The organism is Yersinia artesiana (genome assembly GCF_902726545.1).
Classification (GTDB): domain Bacteria; phylum Pseudomonadota; class Gammaproteobacteria; order Enterobacterales; family Enterobacteriaceae; genus Yersinia; species Yersinia artesiana.
In genome coordinates this window covers 26198-40159 of sequence record NZ_CACVAD010000027.1, presented here as the reverse complement: position 1 = coordinate 40159, position 13962 = coordinate 26198, and the positions used below count along the sequence as shown (strand labels likewise).

Genomic DNA, 13962 nt, shown 5'->3' with positions numbered 1-13962 from the left:
ATCGCAACATCTGTGGATAATACGCATATTCGGCTGGAAGTGGTATCCGGCAGGCACAAAAACAGAGAATGACGTGATGGACATCGTATTTATTGAGGAACTCAGTGTCATAACCACCATCGGTGTTTATGACTGGGAACAGACTATTCAGCAAAAGCTAGTGTTCGATATCGAAATGGGTTGGGATAACCGTAAAGCTGCTGCCAGCGATGATGTCAATGATTGCCTGAGCTATGCTGATATCAGTGATGCCGTCATCAAGCACGTTGAAATGCAACGTTTTGCGTTGGTTGAGAGAGTGGCTGAAGAGGTCGCTGAGCTATTGTTACAGCAATTTAATTCGCCTTGGGTGCGGATTAAGGTGAGCAAACCGGGGGCGGTTGCTCAGGCGCGTAATGTTGGTGTGGTTATTGAACGCGGTCAACGTCCAGGCTGATTTTTTCTGCGCCACGACATAAAAATGCAACCCTGTATTGATAATGTGGTCTGAATTATTGATTAACGTGATATTTTTTACAGACTGAAATTGAACGGCACTGTTTTTCACATTGCCGTTTTTTTGTGGATTTCTATTACAGGTATCGTAGATGACGGATATGTATTCGCTGTTTGTGGCTTTTGTTTTGGGCGTGGTTGAAGGGCTTACTGAGTTCCTGCCGGTTTCATCTACTGGGCATATGATTATTGTTGGCGAGCTATTGGGTTTTACCGGCGATAAAGCAAAAACTTTTGAAGTCATTATTCAGTTAGGGTCGATTTTGGCCGTAGTGGTGGTGTTCTGGCGGCGCTTATTCGGCCTGATCGGTATCCATTTTGGTAAAGTGCCTCATGAAGGGAAAACCAGCGGCCACCTGACATTGGGCCATATTTTGCTGGCGATGATTCCAGCAGTTGGTTTGGGATTGGTTTTCCACGATGTCATTAAATCGTTATTTAACCCGCAAAGTGTCATGTATGCATTAGTCGCCGGCGGTTTGCTCTTGCTGGCTGCGGAGTGGTTTAAACCTAAAAATCCTAAGGCTATCGGGCTGGATGATATTACCTATCGACAGGCTTTTGCCATCGGTTGCTTCCAGTGTTTGGCATTATGGCCGGGTTTTTCTCGCTCGGGTGCCACCATTTCAGGTGGGATGTTGGTCGGTGTGAACCGCTATGCAGCCTCTGAATTTTCCTTTATTTTGGCAGTACCGATGATGCTCGGAGCCAGCGGATTAGATTTGTATAAGAGTCTACATTTCCTGAGCTGGGGCGATTTACCGATGTTTGCCGTCGGGTTTATCACTGCATTTGTTGTCGCGCTAATTGCTATCAAAACCTTCCTGTCACTGATTAAACGTATCTCTTTCGTGCCTTTTGCGATTTATCGCTTTATTGTCGCGGCAGCGGTCTACTGGGTCTTTATGTAACAGTATTCTGATCTGTAAATGAAAAAAAAGCCCTGAATTATCAGGGCTTTTTTGTTTTATCGCCAGAAGGTTAATTTAGGGAGAAACCACTTCCTGAGTCTGTTTCCATTCGGCTAAAGCTTGCTGGCGACGACGTTTCAATTCATCTCTTATAGCCATACCTTGCAACCCGCTGGCAACCACTTCCTGCACTGAGACTCCGTTAGCAATACGGAACGCAGCACGTAAATAGTCGCCCTGAGGATATGGGTTTTCTTCAAATCCAGTACGGCCTCGGGCATCAGCTTCGCTGGTCATTATCATTTGCTCAAGGCGTTCTGGTTTACGCCATACATCAATAGCATCGAACAGTTTAAGCAAGGTTTCAGGTCGGAGTTTATTCACCGTATGGATGAGATCATGGTATTCAGCGACCAGTTTTGCTAAATCACGCACTGGGTTTGGCACCCGTAAACGCTGGCATAGCTGTTCGACCAATTTCACGCCCGCAGGGCCATGCCCATGGTGATGGGGCCAAAACTCTTTAGGTGTCAGACCCTTGCCCAAATCATGGCAAAGTGCGGCAAAGCGTACATCAACTTCAGGGCTGAGTTGCGCGGCAATAGCCAGCGTCATCAGAGTATGAATGCCGGTATCGATTTCCGGATGCCATTTTTCTGGGGCAGGAACACCAAATAAACGCTCAATCTCAGGGAACAGCACCGCCAGAGCGCCGCAATCGCGTAATACCTGAAAATAGATGTGCGGGCTTTGGGTTTTAAGTGCTTTTTCGGTCTCTTTCCACACGCGTTCTGGTGTCAAAGCAGAAAGTTCGCCACTTTTAGCCATAGCAGCCATCAACGATTGGGTTTCTGGGGCGACGGTAAAGCCCAAATGCGCAAAACGGGCAGCGAAACGAGCCACCCGCAGAACCCGCAGTGGATCCTCACCAAATGCATCTGAAATATGGCGCAATACGCGTTTCTCTATATCTTGTTGGCCATTGTAGGGATCAAATAGCTCACCTTCGCTGCTACGCGCAATGGCGTTGATAGTCAAATCGCGGCGCAGTAAATCTTCTTCCAGAGTGACATCCGGGGCGGCGTAGCACGTAAAACCGGTATAGCCCTGGCCTGACTTACGTTCGGTACGGGCCAACGCGTATTCTTCATGGGTGACGGGGTGAAGAAATACCGGGAAATCTTTACCGACCTGTTGGTAACCCTGCGCGAGTAGCTGTTCTGGCGTAGCACCTACTACCACCCAGTCCTTTTCGGTCACAGGTAGGTTTAATAAGCTGTCGCGTACGGCACCGCCGACCAAGTAAATGTCCATGTTAACCCTTTGTTCCTGACATTGTAGCGTTGAGGCAAAAAGACGATTTTATATCTGGTCGCTAAAATTACCAGTCATCAGTTCAGTATAGTTGGGGGGGAGAATATATTAAGCGGGCCACTCTGGCGAGCAGCCCGAATTTCGTCACTGGGTACGCGTATTAGACTGAAAACTCAGTTCATCCAGCGGTTATTCTTTTTACGGCTTGGGATCAGATGTGGCAGTATCAGGCCCAGTAATAAACCGATCCCCGCAACACCGCCGCCGTACATAAACCATTGCAGAATAATAGTGCGCTGCTTGTCATCCAATTGCAGATTTACCGCGCTGACTTTCTTCTGAGCCACCACCAACTGGTTTTTCAATGACTCATTTTCTTTTTGTAATTCGGAAATAACACTGTCGCTGGCGGCCACTTTTTGCTGCATTTCAGCGGTACGTTGATTCCAGCTATTATCAATATTAGCCAGTTTATCGGTGAGTGTTTTGACCTGTTGCTCAAGGTCGGGAACCCGAACGCGTAAGCTGGGTGTTTCGCTCAATTGATCCAGCGGAATCCAGGTAGTTTTCCCTTTACTGTCGCGGATTTGGCCGTAATTTGTGCCGTCATTAACGCTTATCAGGGTAACTTCATCCCCACCTTTTAGCGTGCCGACAATACGGTATTGATTACCGGGGCCGCTATGAACGTAGGTATCCAGCTCATCAGAGATGTAACGTTTTTCTTCAGCGTAAGCGCTCAAGGAAAGAGTGAGGCTTAGCACTGTGAGGCAAATTAGGCGTAATTTCTGCATTAGAGAGTCATTTATGAGTGAATTTATGGGACGATAGTAGTGTGTTCAGTTTGCCGACGCAACGCATAAACCGGAATGAGAACTATCTTACTCTCATAGCCAGCGCGGCTTTAGCCCTTTGGTTGCTCATTTTAACGACGGTGAAAATTTGTCTTATGAAGCTTTAGGGTCGACCGGTGAAAACAGGTTAAAATAGAGTTTGACTCAGGGCTGCCGCGTGGTGTTTTTTTGTTTTAAAGCAGGGAAGTTTGTGTAAAACAGGCAAATCACCGCGAAAAAGGCATAATGCCCGTAATCTCGCAACATACCGGTGTGAATGAAATTATGACCGTTGAAATAGAATTAAAATTTATTGCTACTCCTGCGGCCATTGCCGCTTTGCCGGAGCGAATCACCTCTTGGCAAAGCCAGCATTCTGCGCCGCAAACTCTGACGAATATCTATTTTGAAACGGCGGATAACCGTCTGCGCCAACATGATATTGGCTTACGTATTCGTGGCTATGATGGCCGCTATGAAATGACGGTTAAGACCGGCGGTAAAGTGGTCGGCGGTTTGCATCAACGGCCTGAATATAACGTTGATATTGATAGCGATAAATTAGACCTGGCACGTTTCCCCGCTGATATCTGGCCGGGAGGGTGGGCGGTTGACGCGCTACAAGCTGAGTTACAGCCATTATTTCGTACCGATTTTACCCGTGAGAAGTGGGTAATTACTTACGGTGAGAGCGAGATAGAGCTTGCTCTTGACCAGGGTACTATTAGTGCTGGTGAGTTGTCAGAGCCATTGAGTGAAATTGAATTGGAGCTTAAGAAAGGCAATCAGACCGATTTACTGGCACTGGCGGCTGAACTGGCACAAATCGGTGGTTTACGGCAGGGGAACTTGAGTAAAGCGGCGCGCGGCTATCATTTAGCGCAAGGTCAGCCAGCACGTGAATTGCGCCCGTTGTTAGTGTTACAACCTGCGCCGAAATCTACCGTCGAGCAAGGCATGGTTGCCGGGCTGGAAATGGCGTTGGACCACTGGCAGTATCATGAGGAATTATGGTTACGTGGTGAGCCTGCGGCCAAGCCAATGATTATCGAAGCTTTAGGGATGATTCGCCAGACATTGGCTATTTTTGGTGGGTTGGTGCCGCGCAAAGCCAGCACGGAATTACGTGCGGCATTAATTGCGCTGGAACCCCAGTTAGAGCCGAAAAATGTCAAGGCGGAGGTCATCTGTTATAGCACCGATTATCTGAAATGTAAGTTAGCGCTCACATCGTGGCTGGTCACTTCTGGCTGGCGGCCATTTATGGATGACAAAGCGCGAACCAAGTTTGAGGGGTCGTTCAAACGCTTCTGCGACATCATGCTGAGCCGCAGTGCTGCGGACCTAAAAGAGGCTTTTGGTCACAATCTGGATGATGATGGTTATCTGGCACAACTTCCGCGTTTAAACCGGCAGATTATGTCTTTCCAGTTGCTCTCCGGTTTCTATCCACAAAGTGAATGGCATCCATACATTGATGGCTGGTTTGGTTTGCAGCAGGCCATTATGGAGCGGCAGGGTCACTGGCGTGACACCGCCCGTAAAGAAGCGCTGTCTCAGCCCGCGTTCTGGTTGAATGGGGCTGTGCGTTAATAGAGCTGATACCTAAAGTCGTTGGAGTTGCGGCCAACACCGCTGCGGCTTCAAATACTAAGGGTATATAAGGAATGATATGTTGCCACTCCCTTCAGAATTACAGATTCAGGCGCAGAATATACAGCAGCGCTTTTATGAGTTACCGGCTCCACTGAGCTTGCATGAAGAAGATATCGCAGTATTGGTATTGAGTGATTTTGTCAGTGACATGTTACTGATTCACCCTGATTGGCTGGATGAGCTGCATCAGCAGCCGCCACAGCCGCAGGAGTGGCAATTTTATCAACAATGGCTCAGTCAGGCACTGGCCGAGGTGCAAGATGAAGCCGCGCTGCTGGCAGCATTGCGACTATTTCGCCGCCGGATTATGGTGCGCATTGCCTGGTCACAAGCACTGGAAACCAGCGCCACGACGGATACCTTGCAACAGCTAAGTTGGTTGGCAGAAAGCCTGATTATTGCCGCACGCGACTGGTTATATCAGGCGTGCTGTCGCGAGTTCGGTACGCCCTGTAACAGTGAAGGCGTGCCGCAGCCTTTGCTCATTTTAGGTATGGGGAAATTAGGTGGCGGTGAGCTGAATTTTTCGTCGGATATCGACTTGATCTTTGCTTATCCAGAAAACGGCCAGACCCAGGGGGGGCGGCGTCAGTTGGATAATGCCCAGTTCTTTACCCGTTTGGGGCAGCGGCTGATTAAGGCATTAGACCAGCAAACGATAGATGGCTTTGTCTATCGGGTAGATATGCGCCTGCGCCCGTTTGGCGATAGTGGCCCGCTGGTATTGAGCTTTGCTGCACTGGAAGATTATTACCAAGAGCAAGGGCGCGACTGGGAGCGCTACGCTATGGTGAAAGCTCGCCTGATGGGCGGAGCAGAAGACCATTACAGCAAGGAACTGCGCCAAACTTTACGCCCCTTTGTTTTCCGCCGTTATATCGATTTCAGTGTGATCCAGTCGCTACGTAATATGAAAGGGATGATCGCCCGTGAAGTGCGTCGGCGCGGCCTGAAAGACAATATCAAACTGGGCGCGGGTGGAATTCGTGAAATCGAGTTCATTACTCAGGTATTTCAGTTGATTCGCGGTGGTCGTGAACCGCGTCTGCAAGATCGTGCTTTGCTGCCGACCTTACAGGCCGTGGCCGAGCTGGGTTTGTTACCCGAAAAACAGGTGGCGGATCTCAGTGGTAGCTATCTGTTCTTGCGCCGTTTGGAAAACCTACTGCAAGCCATTGCCGACGAACAAACCCAGACTTTACCCAGTGATACCTTGAACCAAGCCCGGCTAGCTTGCGGCATGGGCTATCCAGATTGGGCGGCGATGAATGCCGCACTAGAGCAGCATATGCAAGCGGTGCGTTTGGTCTTTGATGACCTGATCGGCGACGATACCCCTGATATTGGCGAAGATCCCAGCCATGGGTTGTATAAAAGTTTGTGGCAAGATGTATTGGAAGAGAGTGACTTAGCGCCACTGACACCGCATTTAGACGAAGCGGCACGCAGCAAGTTGTTAGCCACTATTAATGATTTTCGCCATGATGTGGATAAACGCACCATTGGCCCGCGCGGTCGCGAGGTGCTGGATCAACTGATGCCACGCCTGTTCGCTGAAGTCTGCCCACGCCCAGATGCTAATGTTGCTCTTAGCCGCCTGATTCAACTGTTGTTAAGTATTGTGACTCGTACCACCTATCTGGAATTGCTGGTGGAATACCACGCGGCACTGAAACATGTTATTCGCTTATGTTCTGCCTCCCCGATGGTCGCCAGCCAGCTCGCCCGTTACCCACTGTTATTGGACGAACTGCTTGATCCGCAATCGCTTTATCAACCCCTGGAACCCAGCGCCTACCGTGATGAATTGCGCCAATACTTGTTACGGGTGCCGCCCGATGACGAAGAGCAACAACTGGAGGCGTTACGCCAGTTTAAACAGGCTCAACAATTGCGTATTGCTGCCGGAGATATCACTGAGGCGCTGCCGGTAATGAAAGTGAGTGATCACTTAACCTATCTGGCAGAAGCCATGATTGATGCGGTTATCCAACAAGCATGGAATCAAATGGTGGCCCGCTATGGTCAGCCAAGTCATTTGCAACAGCGCGAAGGTCGTGGTTTTGCTGTGATTGGTTATGGCAAGTTGGGGGGCTGGGAGCTGGGTTACAGCTCAGATTTGGATTTGGTGTTCCTGCTCGATTGCCCGCTGGATGTGATGACTGACGGTGAGCGTAGCATTGATGGCCGCCAGTTCTATTTGCGTTTGGCCCAGCGCATCATGCACTTGTTCAGCACTCGCACCTCGTCAGGTATTTTGTATGAGGTTGATGCGCGGTTAAGGCCATCCGGTGAAGCGGGTATGTTAGTGAGCACTATCGAGGCTTTTGCTGACTATCAGCAGAATGAAGCCTGGACGTGGGAGCATCAGGCGCTGGTGCGTGCGCGTATTGTCTATGGTTGCCCCGAATTGCAGCAAAAGTTTGACGCTGTTCGTCAGCAAATTCTTTGTCGCCCGCGAGAAGGCTCGCAATTACAGCAGGAAGTTCGTGAAATGCGCGAAAAGATGCGCAATCATTTAGGCAGTAAACAGCGTGATATTTTTGATATTAAAGCCGATGAGGGGGGAATCACCGATATTGAATTTATCGCTCAATATTTGGTGTTGCGCTATGCCGCTACCGAACCGCGCTTGACCCGTTGGTCTGATAATGTGCGAATTTTCGAGCTAATGGCTAATTACGACATTATGCCGGAGGCGGAAGCGGCGGCATTGACTCGCGCTTATGTCACCATGCGTGATGAGATTCATCATTTGGCATTGCAGGAGCAATCAAGCAAGGTCTCTGCTGATTGTTTTGTCGCAGAAAGAGAACAAGTGGCCGCCAGTTGGCATAAATGGTTGGTTGCAGCGCCTTCGGGCGTATAGATTCCAGTTATTAATGGTATATAAGGTGTCTGTGATATTATCTGGCACCATATATACTCGTCATACTTCAAGCTGCATGTGTGTTGGCCGCGCTCAATCACCCGAATCACTTACTACAGTAACTACAGTAAGCTCGTCGGGATTTACTCGCTTGCCGCCTTCCTGCAACTCGAATTATTTAGAGTATAACAAACATAAAATTGGAGCGAAGGGATGTGTGTTTTCGGGGTTAATAACAGCTCACTTTGGGGGGCTAACGTATGAAAGTCACGCTGCCTGATTTTCGCCGCGCCGGGGTACTAGTCGTTGGTGATGTCATGTTAGACCGTTATTGGTATGGCCCAACCAGCCGCATTTCACCAGAAGCACCGGTGCCGGTTGTCAAAGTCGATACTATCGAAGAACGCCCCGGCGGCGCTGCAAACGTTGCGATGAACATCGCCTCCCTTGGCGCTACCTCCCGGTTAGTCGGGTTGACGGGTATTGATGACGCCGCACGCGCACTGACCAGCAAGCTAAACGAAGTGCAGGTACGTTGTGATTTTGTTTCGGTGCCTACCCACCCGACTATCACCAAGTTGCGGGTACTTTCCCGTAATCAGCAGCTCATTCGCCTGGATTTCGAAGAAGGTTTTGCTGGCGTTGACCCTCAACCTATCTTTGAGCGCATTCAACAAGCGCTGTCCCAGATTGGTGCTCTGGTGCTGTCCGATTATGCCAAAGGTGCATTGACCAGCGTGCAGACGATGATCCAACTGGCGCGAAAAGCCAAAGTTCCGGTGCTTATCGATCCCAAAGGCAGCGATTTCGAACGATATCGTGGCGCAACGCTACTGACGCCAAACCTATCCGAGTTTGAAGCGGTAGTGGGGCATTGCCAAAATGAAGAAGAGTTGGTGAGCCGTGGCATGAAGCTGGTGGCCGACTTTGAGCTTTCCGCTTTGCTGGTAACCCGCTCTGAGCAAGGGATGACCTTGTTACAGCCGGGCAAACCGCCATTACATTTACCGACTCAGGCACAAGAAGTGTTTGATGTGACCGGTGCCGGTGACACGGTTATTGGTGTGCTGGCGGCTGCATTAGCGGCGGGGAATACGCTTGAAGAGTCATGTTTCCTGGCAAATGCCGCAGCCGGTGTGGTGGTCGGTAAATTGGGGACATCTACTGTTTCTCCGATTGAGCTGGAAAATGCGATTCGTGGTCGCGCTGAAACCGGTTTCGGCGTGATGGATGAGCAGCAACTGAAAAAAGCGGTGTCTCAGGCCCGTCAGCGCGGTGAAAAAGTCGTTATGACCAACGGCATCTTTGACATCCTTCATGCCGGTCATGTCTCTTACTTAGCCAATGCCCGCAAGCTGGGTGACCGCCTGATTGTGGCAGTGAACAGCGATGCCTCCACCAAACGGTTGAAAGGAGAGAAACGTCCAGTGAATCCACTGGATCAGCGCATGATTGTATTGGCCGCGCTGGAAGCGGTGGATTGGGTGGTGCCATTTGAAGAAGATACCCCACAGCGCTTAATTGCTGATATTTTGCCGGATTTGCTGGTGAAGGGTGGGGATTATAAACCTGATGAAATTGCCGGTAGTGCAGAGGTATGGGCCGCTGGTGGGGAAGTTAAGGTGCTGAATTTCGAAGATGGGGTTTCTACCACCAATATTATTCAGTCCATCAAGAATGGCCGAGGCTAAATACCCTTCGTCCTTGAGGTTGCGGGGGTGTTAGCTGCGCTCACTTACCCGAATCACTTACTTGAGTAAGCTCATCGGGACGCGTTTGCTTGCCGCCTACCCGCAACATCAATGACTTTGGGTATTAAAGAGAATGAATGGACTAAAACAGGAGTTGAGTCTGGCCCAGGGAGTCGGGTTGTTGTCCACTTCACTGTTGGGAACCGGTGTCTTTGCGGTGCCCGCACTGGCGGCAATGCTGGCCGGTGAAGATAGTTTGTGGGCCTGGCCGGTATTGATTGTGCTGGTTTTCCCGATTGCTATCGCCTTTGCTGCTTTAGGCCGTCACTTTCCCAGTGCCGGAGGTGCAGCCCACTTTGTCACCATGGCATTCGGGCCGAAACTTGGCAAAGTCACCGGTTGGCTATTTTTGTCCGTCATTCCCGTCGGTTTACCCGCCGCGCTCCAAATTGCTGCTGGTTTCTGGCAAGCCACTTTTGGTTGGAGTGATAGCGGATTATTGATGGTGCAACTGGTGACTTTGCTGGTTATTTGGTTGCTGGGAACCCGCAGTGCTGGCTCCAGTGCTAATGTGCAAACATTGATTGCGTTACTGGTCATCGCACTGGTGGTGGCTATTTGGTGGCAGGGTGATATTCAGCCATCACAGATTCCTTGGCCCGCACCACAAGATATTATCCCGTCGAATATGTTCAATGCGCTTGCTGTAATGTTCTGGTGCTTTGTCGGACTGGAGGCTTTCGCACATCTGGCGACAGAATTCCGTCACCCGGAACGTGATTTCCCGCGTGCCCTGATGGTCGGACTATTAGTCGCCGGGGCAGTCTATTGGGGATGTACTGTGGCGGTGCTGCATTTCCATGCCTATGGTGAACAACAAGCCGCTGCTGCCTCCTTGCCGGGAATTGTGGTGCAATTGTTCGGTGAGCATGCGCTATGGATTGCCTGCATTATTGGTTATTTGGCTTGTTTTGCCAGTGTGAATATCTATACCCAGAGTTTCGCTCGCATGGTGTGGTCGCAGGCGCAGGTGCGTCCACAAAGTAAACTGGCACAGCTGTCTGTTGGGCAAACACCGGTGAATGCACTGACGGCAGTGGTTGGCAGTTGCCTGCTGTTTACTTTGCTGATCTACTGGCTGTCTCTGCCATTAGATCTGCTGATTGTGTATGCCAACGGCATTTTTGTATTGATTTATTTGTTGTGCATGTTGGCTGGAATTCGCTTGTTAACCGGGCGTTCGCGGGTGATGTCGGTGATTGGTAGTATTCTGTGTTGTGTATTGCTGGTGATGATAGGTTGGAAAAGCCTATATGCATTACTGATGTTTTCGCTACTGTGGATGCTAATGTCGAAGCAGCGTCGAGCAGTAATACAGCTCTAAAAAGGGCGCCAGATGGCGCCCCAATCATAATAAGCGGCTCAGATTACTCGTCGGTTTTATCATCAATAGCGGCAGGTGCTTCAACGGCAGCCGGAGTACTGTTGAACCTGGCTTCCAGTTCGCCCATACGTTGTTCCAACAACGCCAGCTTTTCTCTGGTGCGCAGCAGCACTTGAGTTTGCACGTCGAACTCTTCACGATTAACCAAATCCAGGCGGGTTAACTGCGATTGCAGCACCATCCGAATTTTCTTTTCGACGTCGTCCCCGAATTCGCGAATACCTTTCGGCATAGACTCATGCACCTGGCGGGCGATTTGTTCAATTTTTTTCGGGTCAATCATGGTATTTCCCTAATTAGATGTGAAGTTACTTCTACTAGTGTAATGCTTGATGCCGAATGTATAAACCTCCTCAATCACCATTTTGGTAATTGCTCCGACGAATCAATAGCGCTATAGTCATAGGGCTTATTCTCAGGGCGGGGTGCAAGTCCCCACCGGCGGTAAATTGTGTTGCGGCATATCATGTCGTGGTGCAAAAGCCCGCGAGCGCTCACGTTGTTTCTCTTATCAAAGAGAGCAGGGTAGAGGTCAGCAGATCCGGTGTAATTCCGGGGCCGACGGTTATAGTCCGGATGGGAGAGAGTAACGGTATCTGCCGAGCCTATTTATTGTATTAAATAGCTCGCTTGCGTTATTTCGGCTATTTCTATTGATATATACTGTTATTGATATAAAAGTGGCCATTTACTCCTCAAGACCGCCCTGATTCTGGTAATCCATAATTTTAATGAGGTTTTTTACCATGAATCAGACCCTTCTATCAGATTTCGGCACGCCTGTTGAGCGTGTAGAACGTGCTATTGACGCTCTGCGTAATGGTCGTGGCGTAATGGTGTTGGATGACGAAAGTCGTGAAAACGAAGGCGATATGGTTTTTGCTGCTGAAGCGATGACTGTAGAGCAAATGGCACTGACTATCCGCCACGGCAGTGGCATTGTGTGTCTGTGTATCACTGATGAACGCCGCCAACAGCTTGATTTACCAATGATGGTGACCAATAACTCCAGCCAGTTCCAAACTGCATTTACCGTAACAATCGAAGCGGCTAAAGGCGTGACAACTGGGGTTTCTGCTGCTGACCGTTTGACCACTATCCGCGCAGCAATTGCTGATAACGCGAAACCTGCTGACCTTAATCGTCCGGGCCATGTATTCCCACTGCGCGGTCAGCCGGGTGGTGTATTATCACGCCGTGGTCATACTGAAGCTTCCATCGATTTGGCTACCCTGGCAGGCTACAAACCCGCGGGCGTTTTGTGTGAACTGACCAATGATGACGGTAGCATGGCGCATGCACCAGAAGTGATTGAGTTTGCCAAATTGCATGATATGCCAGTCGTGACGATTGATGATTTGGCTGAGTACCGCCAGTCTCAAGAAAAAAAAGCCAGCTGATTTCTGATGGCAATATCTACTGATATTGCCTGAGGTTAATGGCAAAGTGCCCGTAACGGTGAAAACAGGCAGATCGTAAAGACGCCGTAAACCCTTCCCTGGGGGCTCGAGCCGCGCCATCTCCGGCGCGGACGCTTTACTCTTCTACCTGTTCTCACCTTGCAAGATCGAGTTGTTGGGGTTTGTCAGCAATCTGGCCTTTTACACACCGGGTTGCCATTATTCTAATGAATAGATCGCCGCCCGGTTATTTTGTGCCTTCCCCCCATCCTTGATATTTCCCCACGATTTTTCCTCGTCAAATTTATTGAATATCTTTATCACTGTTATCCGGCTGTGTAATGAAAAAAAAGCGCGTAATGTACTGTTTATGGTTTTAGCGCCACACTTTTTCTTAACAGTAAGGATTATCTATGAACACCTCTCGTATGCCTGCACTGTTTCTCGGCCACGGTAGCCCGATGAACGTGCTGGAAGAAAACAGTTACACTCAGGCATGGCGTGCGTTGGGTGAGACATTGCCGCGTCCAAAAGCTATTTTGGCTATTTCTGCTCATTGGTATACCCGTGGTACCGCGGTGACGGCAATGGAGAAACCTCGTACGATTCATGATTTTGGTGGCTTCCCACAGGCGTTGTTTGATACGCAATATCCGGCTCCCGGTTCGCCAGAGTTGGCAACCCAGATTCAGCAACTACTGGCACCGATTGCTGTGCAAGCTGATACCAGTGAATGGGGCTTGGATCATGGTAGCTGGGGTGTACTAATCAAGATGTATCCGGAGGCTGATATTCCGGTGGTGCAACTGAGCATTGATGGCACCCAACCGGCAGAGTATCACTATGAATTAGGCCGTAAGCTGGCGGTACTGCGTGAGCAGGGCGTGATGATTATCGCCAGCGGCAACGTGGTGCATAACCTGCGTATGGTGAGATGGCAGGGGGACAGTAGCCCATATCCATGGGCGGAGTCTTTCAACCAATTTGTGCGGGATAACTTGAGTTATCAAGGTGATAACCACCCATTAGTTAACTTTATGCAACATGAAGGGGCGGCATTGTCTAACCCGTCACCAGAGCATTATCTGCCATTACTGTATGTGCTGGGGAGTTGGGATGGTAAAGAGTCGATTTCGATTCCGACTGATGGGATTGAGATGGGGTCGCTTAGTATGTTGTCGGTTAAGGTTGGTTAGTATTGACGTTATAAAAACTAAAATCAGCGAGCCAAGGGTTGACCACTCCTACGGGCGCTCCGGCGGCATAAGCCGCTACGGCCCCAACGGAGTGTTTCCCCTTGGTTTAGCTTTATCAACAATTTTAAGGTGTTAGCTTTTCAGCTTATTCTT

11 protein-coding genes and 1 riboswitch are annotated in these 13962 nt (G+C 49.7%); of the genes, 8 read left to right on the top strand and 3 right to left on the bottom strand.

Going from position 1 to position 13962, the window contains the following annotated elements; genetic code table 11:
- Window positions 1-76: 76 nt before the first annotated feature.
- Entirely contained in the window at window positions 77-436 is a 360-nt protein-coding gene (folB, locus tag HU019_RS11075) for a bifunctional dihydroneopterin aldolase/7,8-dihydroneopterin epimerase (RefSeq protein WP_077175197.1), read from the top strand.
- Between the two features lie 151 nt (window positions 437-587).
- Window positions 588-1406: an undecaprenyl-diphosphate phosphatase gene (gene bacA / locus HU019_RS11070; protein ID WP_050077071.1), complete on the top strand. Its 819-nt coding sequence runs from the start codon at window positions 588-590 to the stop codon at window positions 1404-1406.
- A gap of 75 nt (window positions 1407-1481) precedes the next feature.
- On the opposite strand, the gene HU019_RS11065 is transcribed toward bacA, so the two are convergent.
- Both HU019_RS11065 and HU019_RS11060 read right to left on the bottom strand, forming a co-directional pair.
- Window positions 1482-2720: a multifunctional CCA addition/repair protein gene (locus HU019_RS11065; protein ID WP_174848788.1), complete on the bottom strand. Its 1239-nt coding sequence runs from the start codon at window positions 2718-2720 to the stop codon at window positions 1482-1484.
- Between the two features lie 173 nt (window positions 2721-2893).
- Window positions 2894-3514: a TIGR04211 family SH3 domain-containing protein gene (locus HU019_RS11060; protein WP_174848790.1), complete on the bottom strand. Its 621-nt coding sequence runs from the start codon at window positions 3512-3514 to the stop codon at window positions 2894-2896.
- A 324-nt stretch (window positions 3515-3838) separates the two neighbouring features.
- Between HU019_RS11060 and HU019_RS11055 the strand changes: the two genes are divergently transcribed.
- The 4 genes from HU019_RS11055 (at window position 3839) to yjeH (ending at window position 11153) form a co-directional block, all read left to right on the top strand.
- Entirely contained in the window at window positions 3839-5146 is a 1308-nt protein-coding gene (locus tag HU019_RS11055) for a CYTH domain-containing protein (protein ID WP_174848792.1), read from the top strand.
- Window positions 5147-5225: 79 nt separating this feature from the next.
- Window positions 5226-8078: a bifunctional [glutamate--ammonia ligase]-adenylyl-L-tyrosine phosphorylase/[glutamate--ammonia-ligase] adenylyltransferase gene (glnE, locus tag HU019_RS11050; RefSeq protein ID WP_174848794.1), complete on the top strand. Its 2853-nt coding sequence runs from the start codon at window positions 5226-5228 to the stop codon at window positions 8076-8078.
- Between the two features lie 260 nt (window positions 8079-8338).
- Window positions 8339-9769: a bifunctional D-glycero-beta-D-manno-heptose-7-phosphate kinase/D-glycero-beta-D-manno-heptose 1-phosphate adenylyltransferase HldE gene (gene hldE, locus HU019_RS11045; protein WP_174848796.1), complete on the top strand. Its 1431-nt coding sequence runs from the start codon at window positions 8339-8341 to the stop codon at window positions 9767-9769.
- 133 nt (window positions 9770-9902) lie between these two features.
- A complete protein-coding gene (gene yjeH, locus HU019_RS11040; protein ID WP_174848798.1) occupies window positions 9903-11153 on the top strand; it encodes an L-methionine/branched-chain amino acid transporter in 1251 nt (416 codons plus the stop codon).
- Between the two features lie 43 nt (window positions 11154-11196).
- Here the strand turns inward: yjeH and ubiK are convergent, their stop codons facing one another.
- Window positions 11197-11496, bottom strand: a complete 300-nt coding sequence (gene ubiK / locus HU019_RS11035; RefSeq protein ID WP_174848800.1) for a ubiquinone biosynthesis accessory factor UbiK — start codon at window positions 11494-11496, stop codon at window positions 11197-11199.
- 124 nt (window positions 11497-11620) lie between these two features.
- Window positions 11621-11805, top strand: a riboswitch (FMN riboswitch).
- 154 nt (window positions 11806-11959) lie between these two features.
- Between ubiK and ribB the strand changes: the two genes are divergently transcribed.
- Both ribB and ygiD read left to right on the top strand, forming a co-directional pair.
- Window positions 11960-12613: a 3,4-dihydroxy-2-butanone-4-phosphate synthase gene (gene ribB, locus HU019_RS11030; protein ID WP_174848802.1), complete on the top strand. Its 654-nt coding sequence runs from the start codon at window positions 11960-11962 to the stop codon at window positions 12611-12613.
- Window positions 12614-13026: 413 nt separating this feature from the next.
- Window positions 13027-13809, top strand: a complete 783-nt coding sequence (gene ygiD, locus HU019_RS11025; RefSeq protein WP_174848804.1) for a 4,5-DOPA-extradiol-dioxygenase — start codon at window positions 13027-13029, stop codon at window positions 13807-13809.
- Window positions 13810-13962: the final 153 nt, after the last annotated feature.

Coding starts and splice junctions, on each gene's coding strand:
- folB (WP_077175197.1), top strand. CDS start 77: ATGGACATCGTATTTATTGAGGAACTCAGTGTCATAACCACCATCGGT.
- bacA (WP_050077071.1), top strand. CDS start 588: ATGACGGATATGTATTCGCTGTTTGTGGCTTTTGTTTTGGGCGTGGTT.
- HU019_RS11065 (WP_174848788.1), bottom strand. CDS start 2,720: ATGGACATTTACTTGGTCGGCGGTGCCGTACGCGACAGCTTATTAAAC.
- HU019_RS11060 (WP_174848790.1), bottom strand. CDS start 3,514: ATGCAGAAATTACGCCTAATTTGCCTCACAGTGCTAAGCCTCACTCTT.
- HU019_RS11055 (WP_174848792.1), top strand. CDS start 3,839: ATGACCGTTGAAATAGAATTAAAATTTATTGCTACTCCTGCGGCCATT.
- glnE (WP_174848794.1), top strand. CDS start 5,226: ATGTTGCCACTCCCTTCAGAATTACAGATTCAGGCGCAGAATATACAG.
- hldE (WP_174848796.1), top strand. CDS start 8,339: ATGAAAGTCACGCTGCCTGATTTTCGCCGCGCCGGGGTACTAGTCGTT.
- yjeH (WP_174848798.1), top strand. CDS start 9,903: ATGAATGGACTAAAACAGGAGTTGAGTCTGGCCCAGGGAGTCGGGTTG.
- ubiK (WP_174848800.1), bottom strand. CDS start 11,496: ATGATTGACCCGAAAAAAATTGAACAAATCGCCCGCCAGGTGCATGAG.
- ribB (WP_174848802.1), top strand. CDS start 11,960: ATGAATCAGACCCTTCTATCAGATTTCGGCACGCCTGTTGAGCGTGTA.
- ygiD (WP_174848804.1), top strand. CDS start 13,027: ATGAACACCTCTCGTATGCCTGCACTGTTTCTCGGCCACGGTAGCCCG.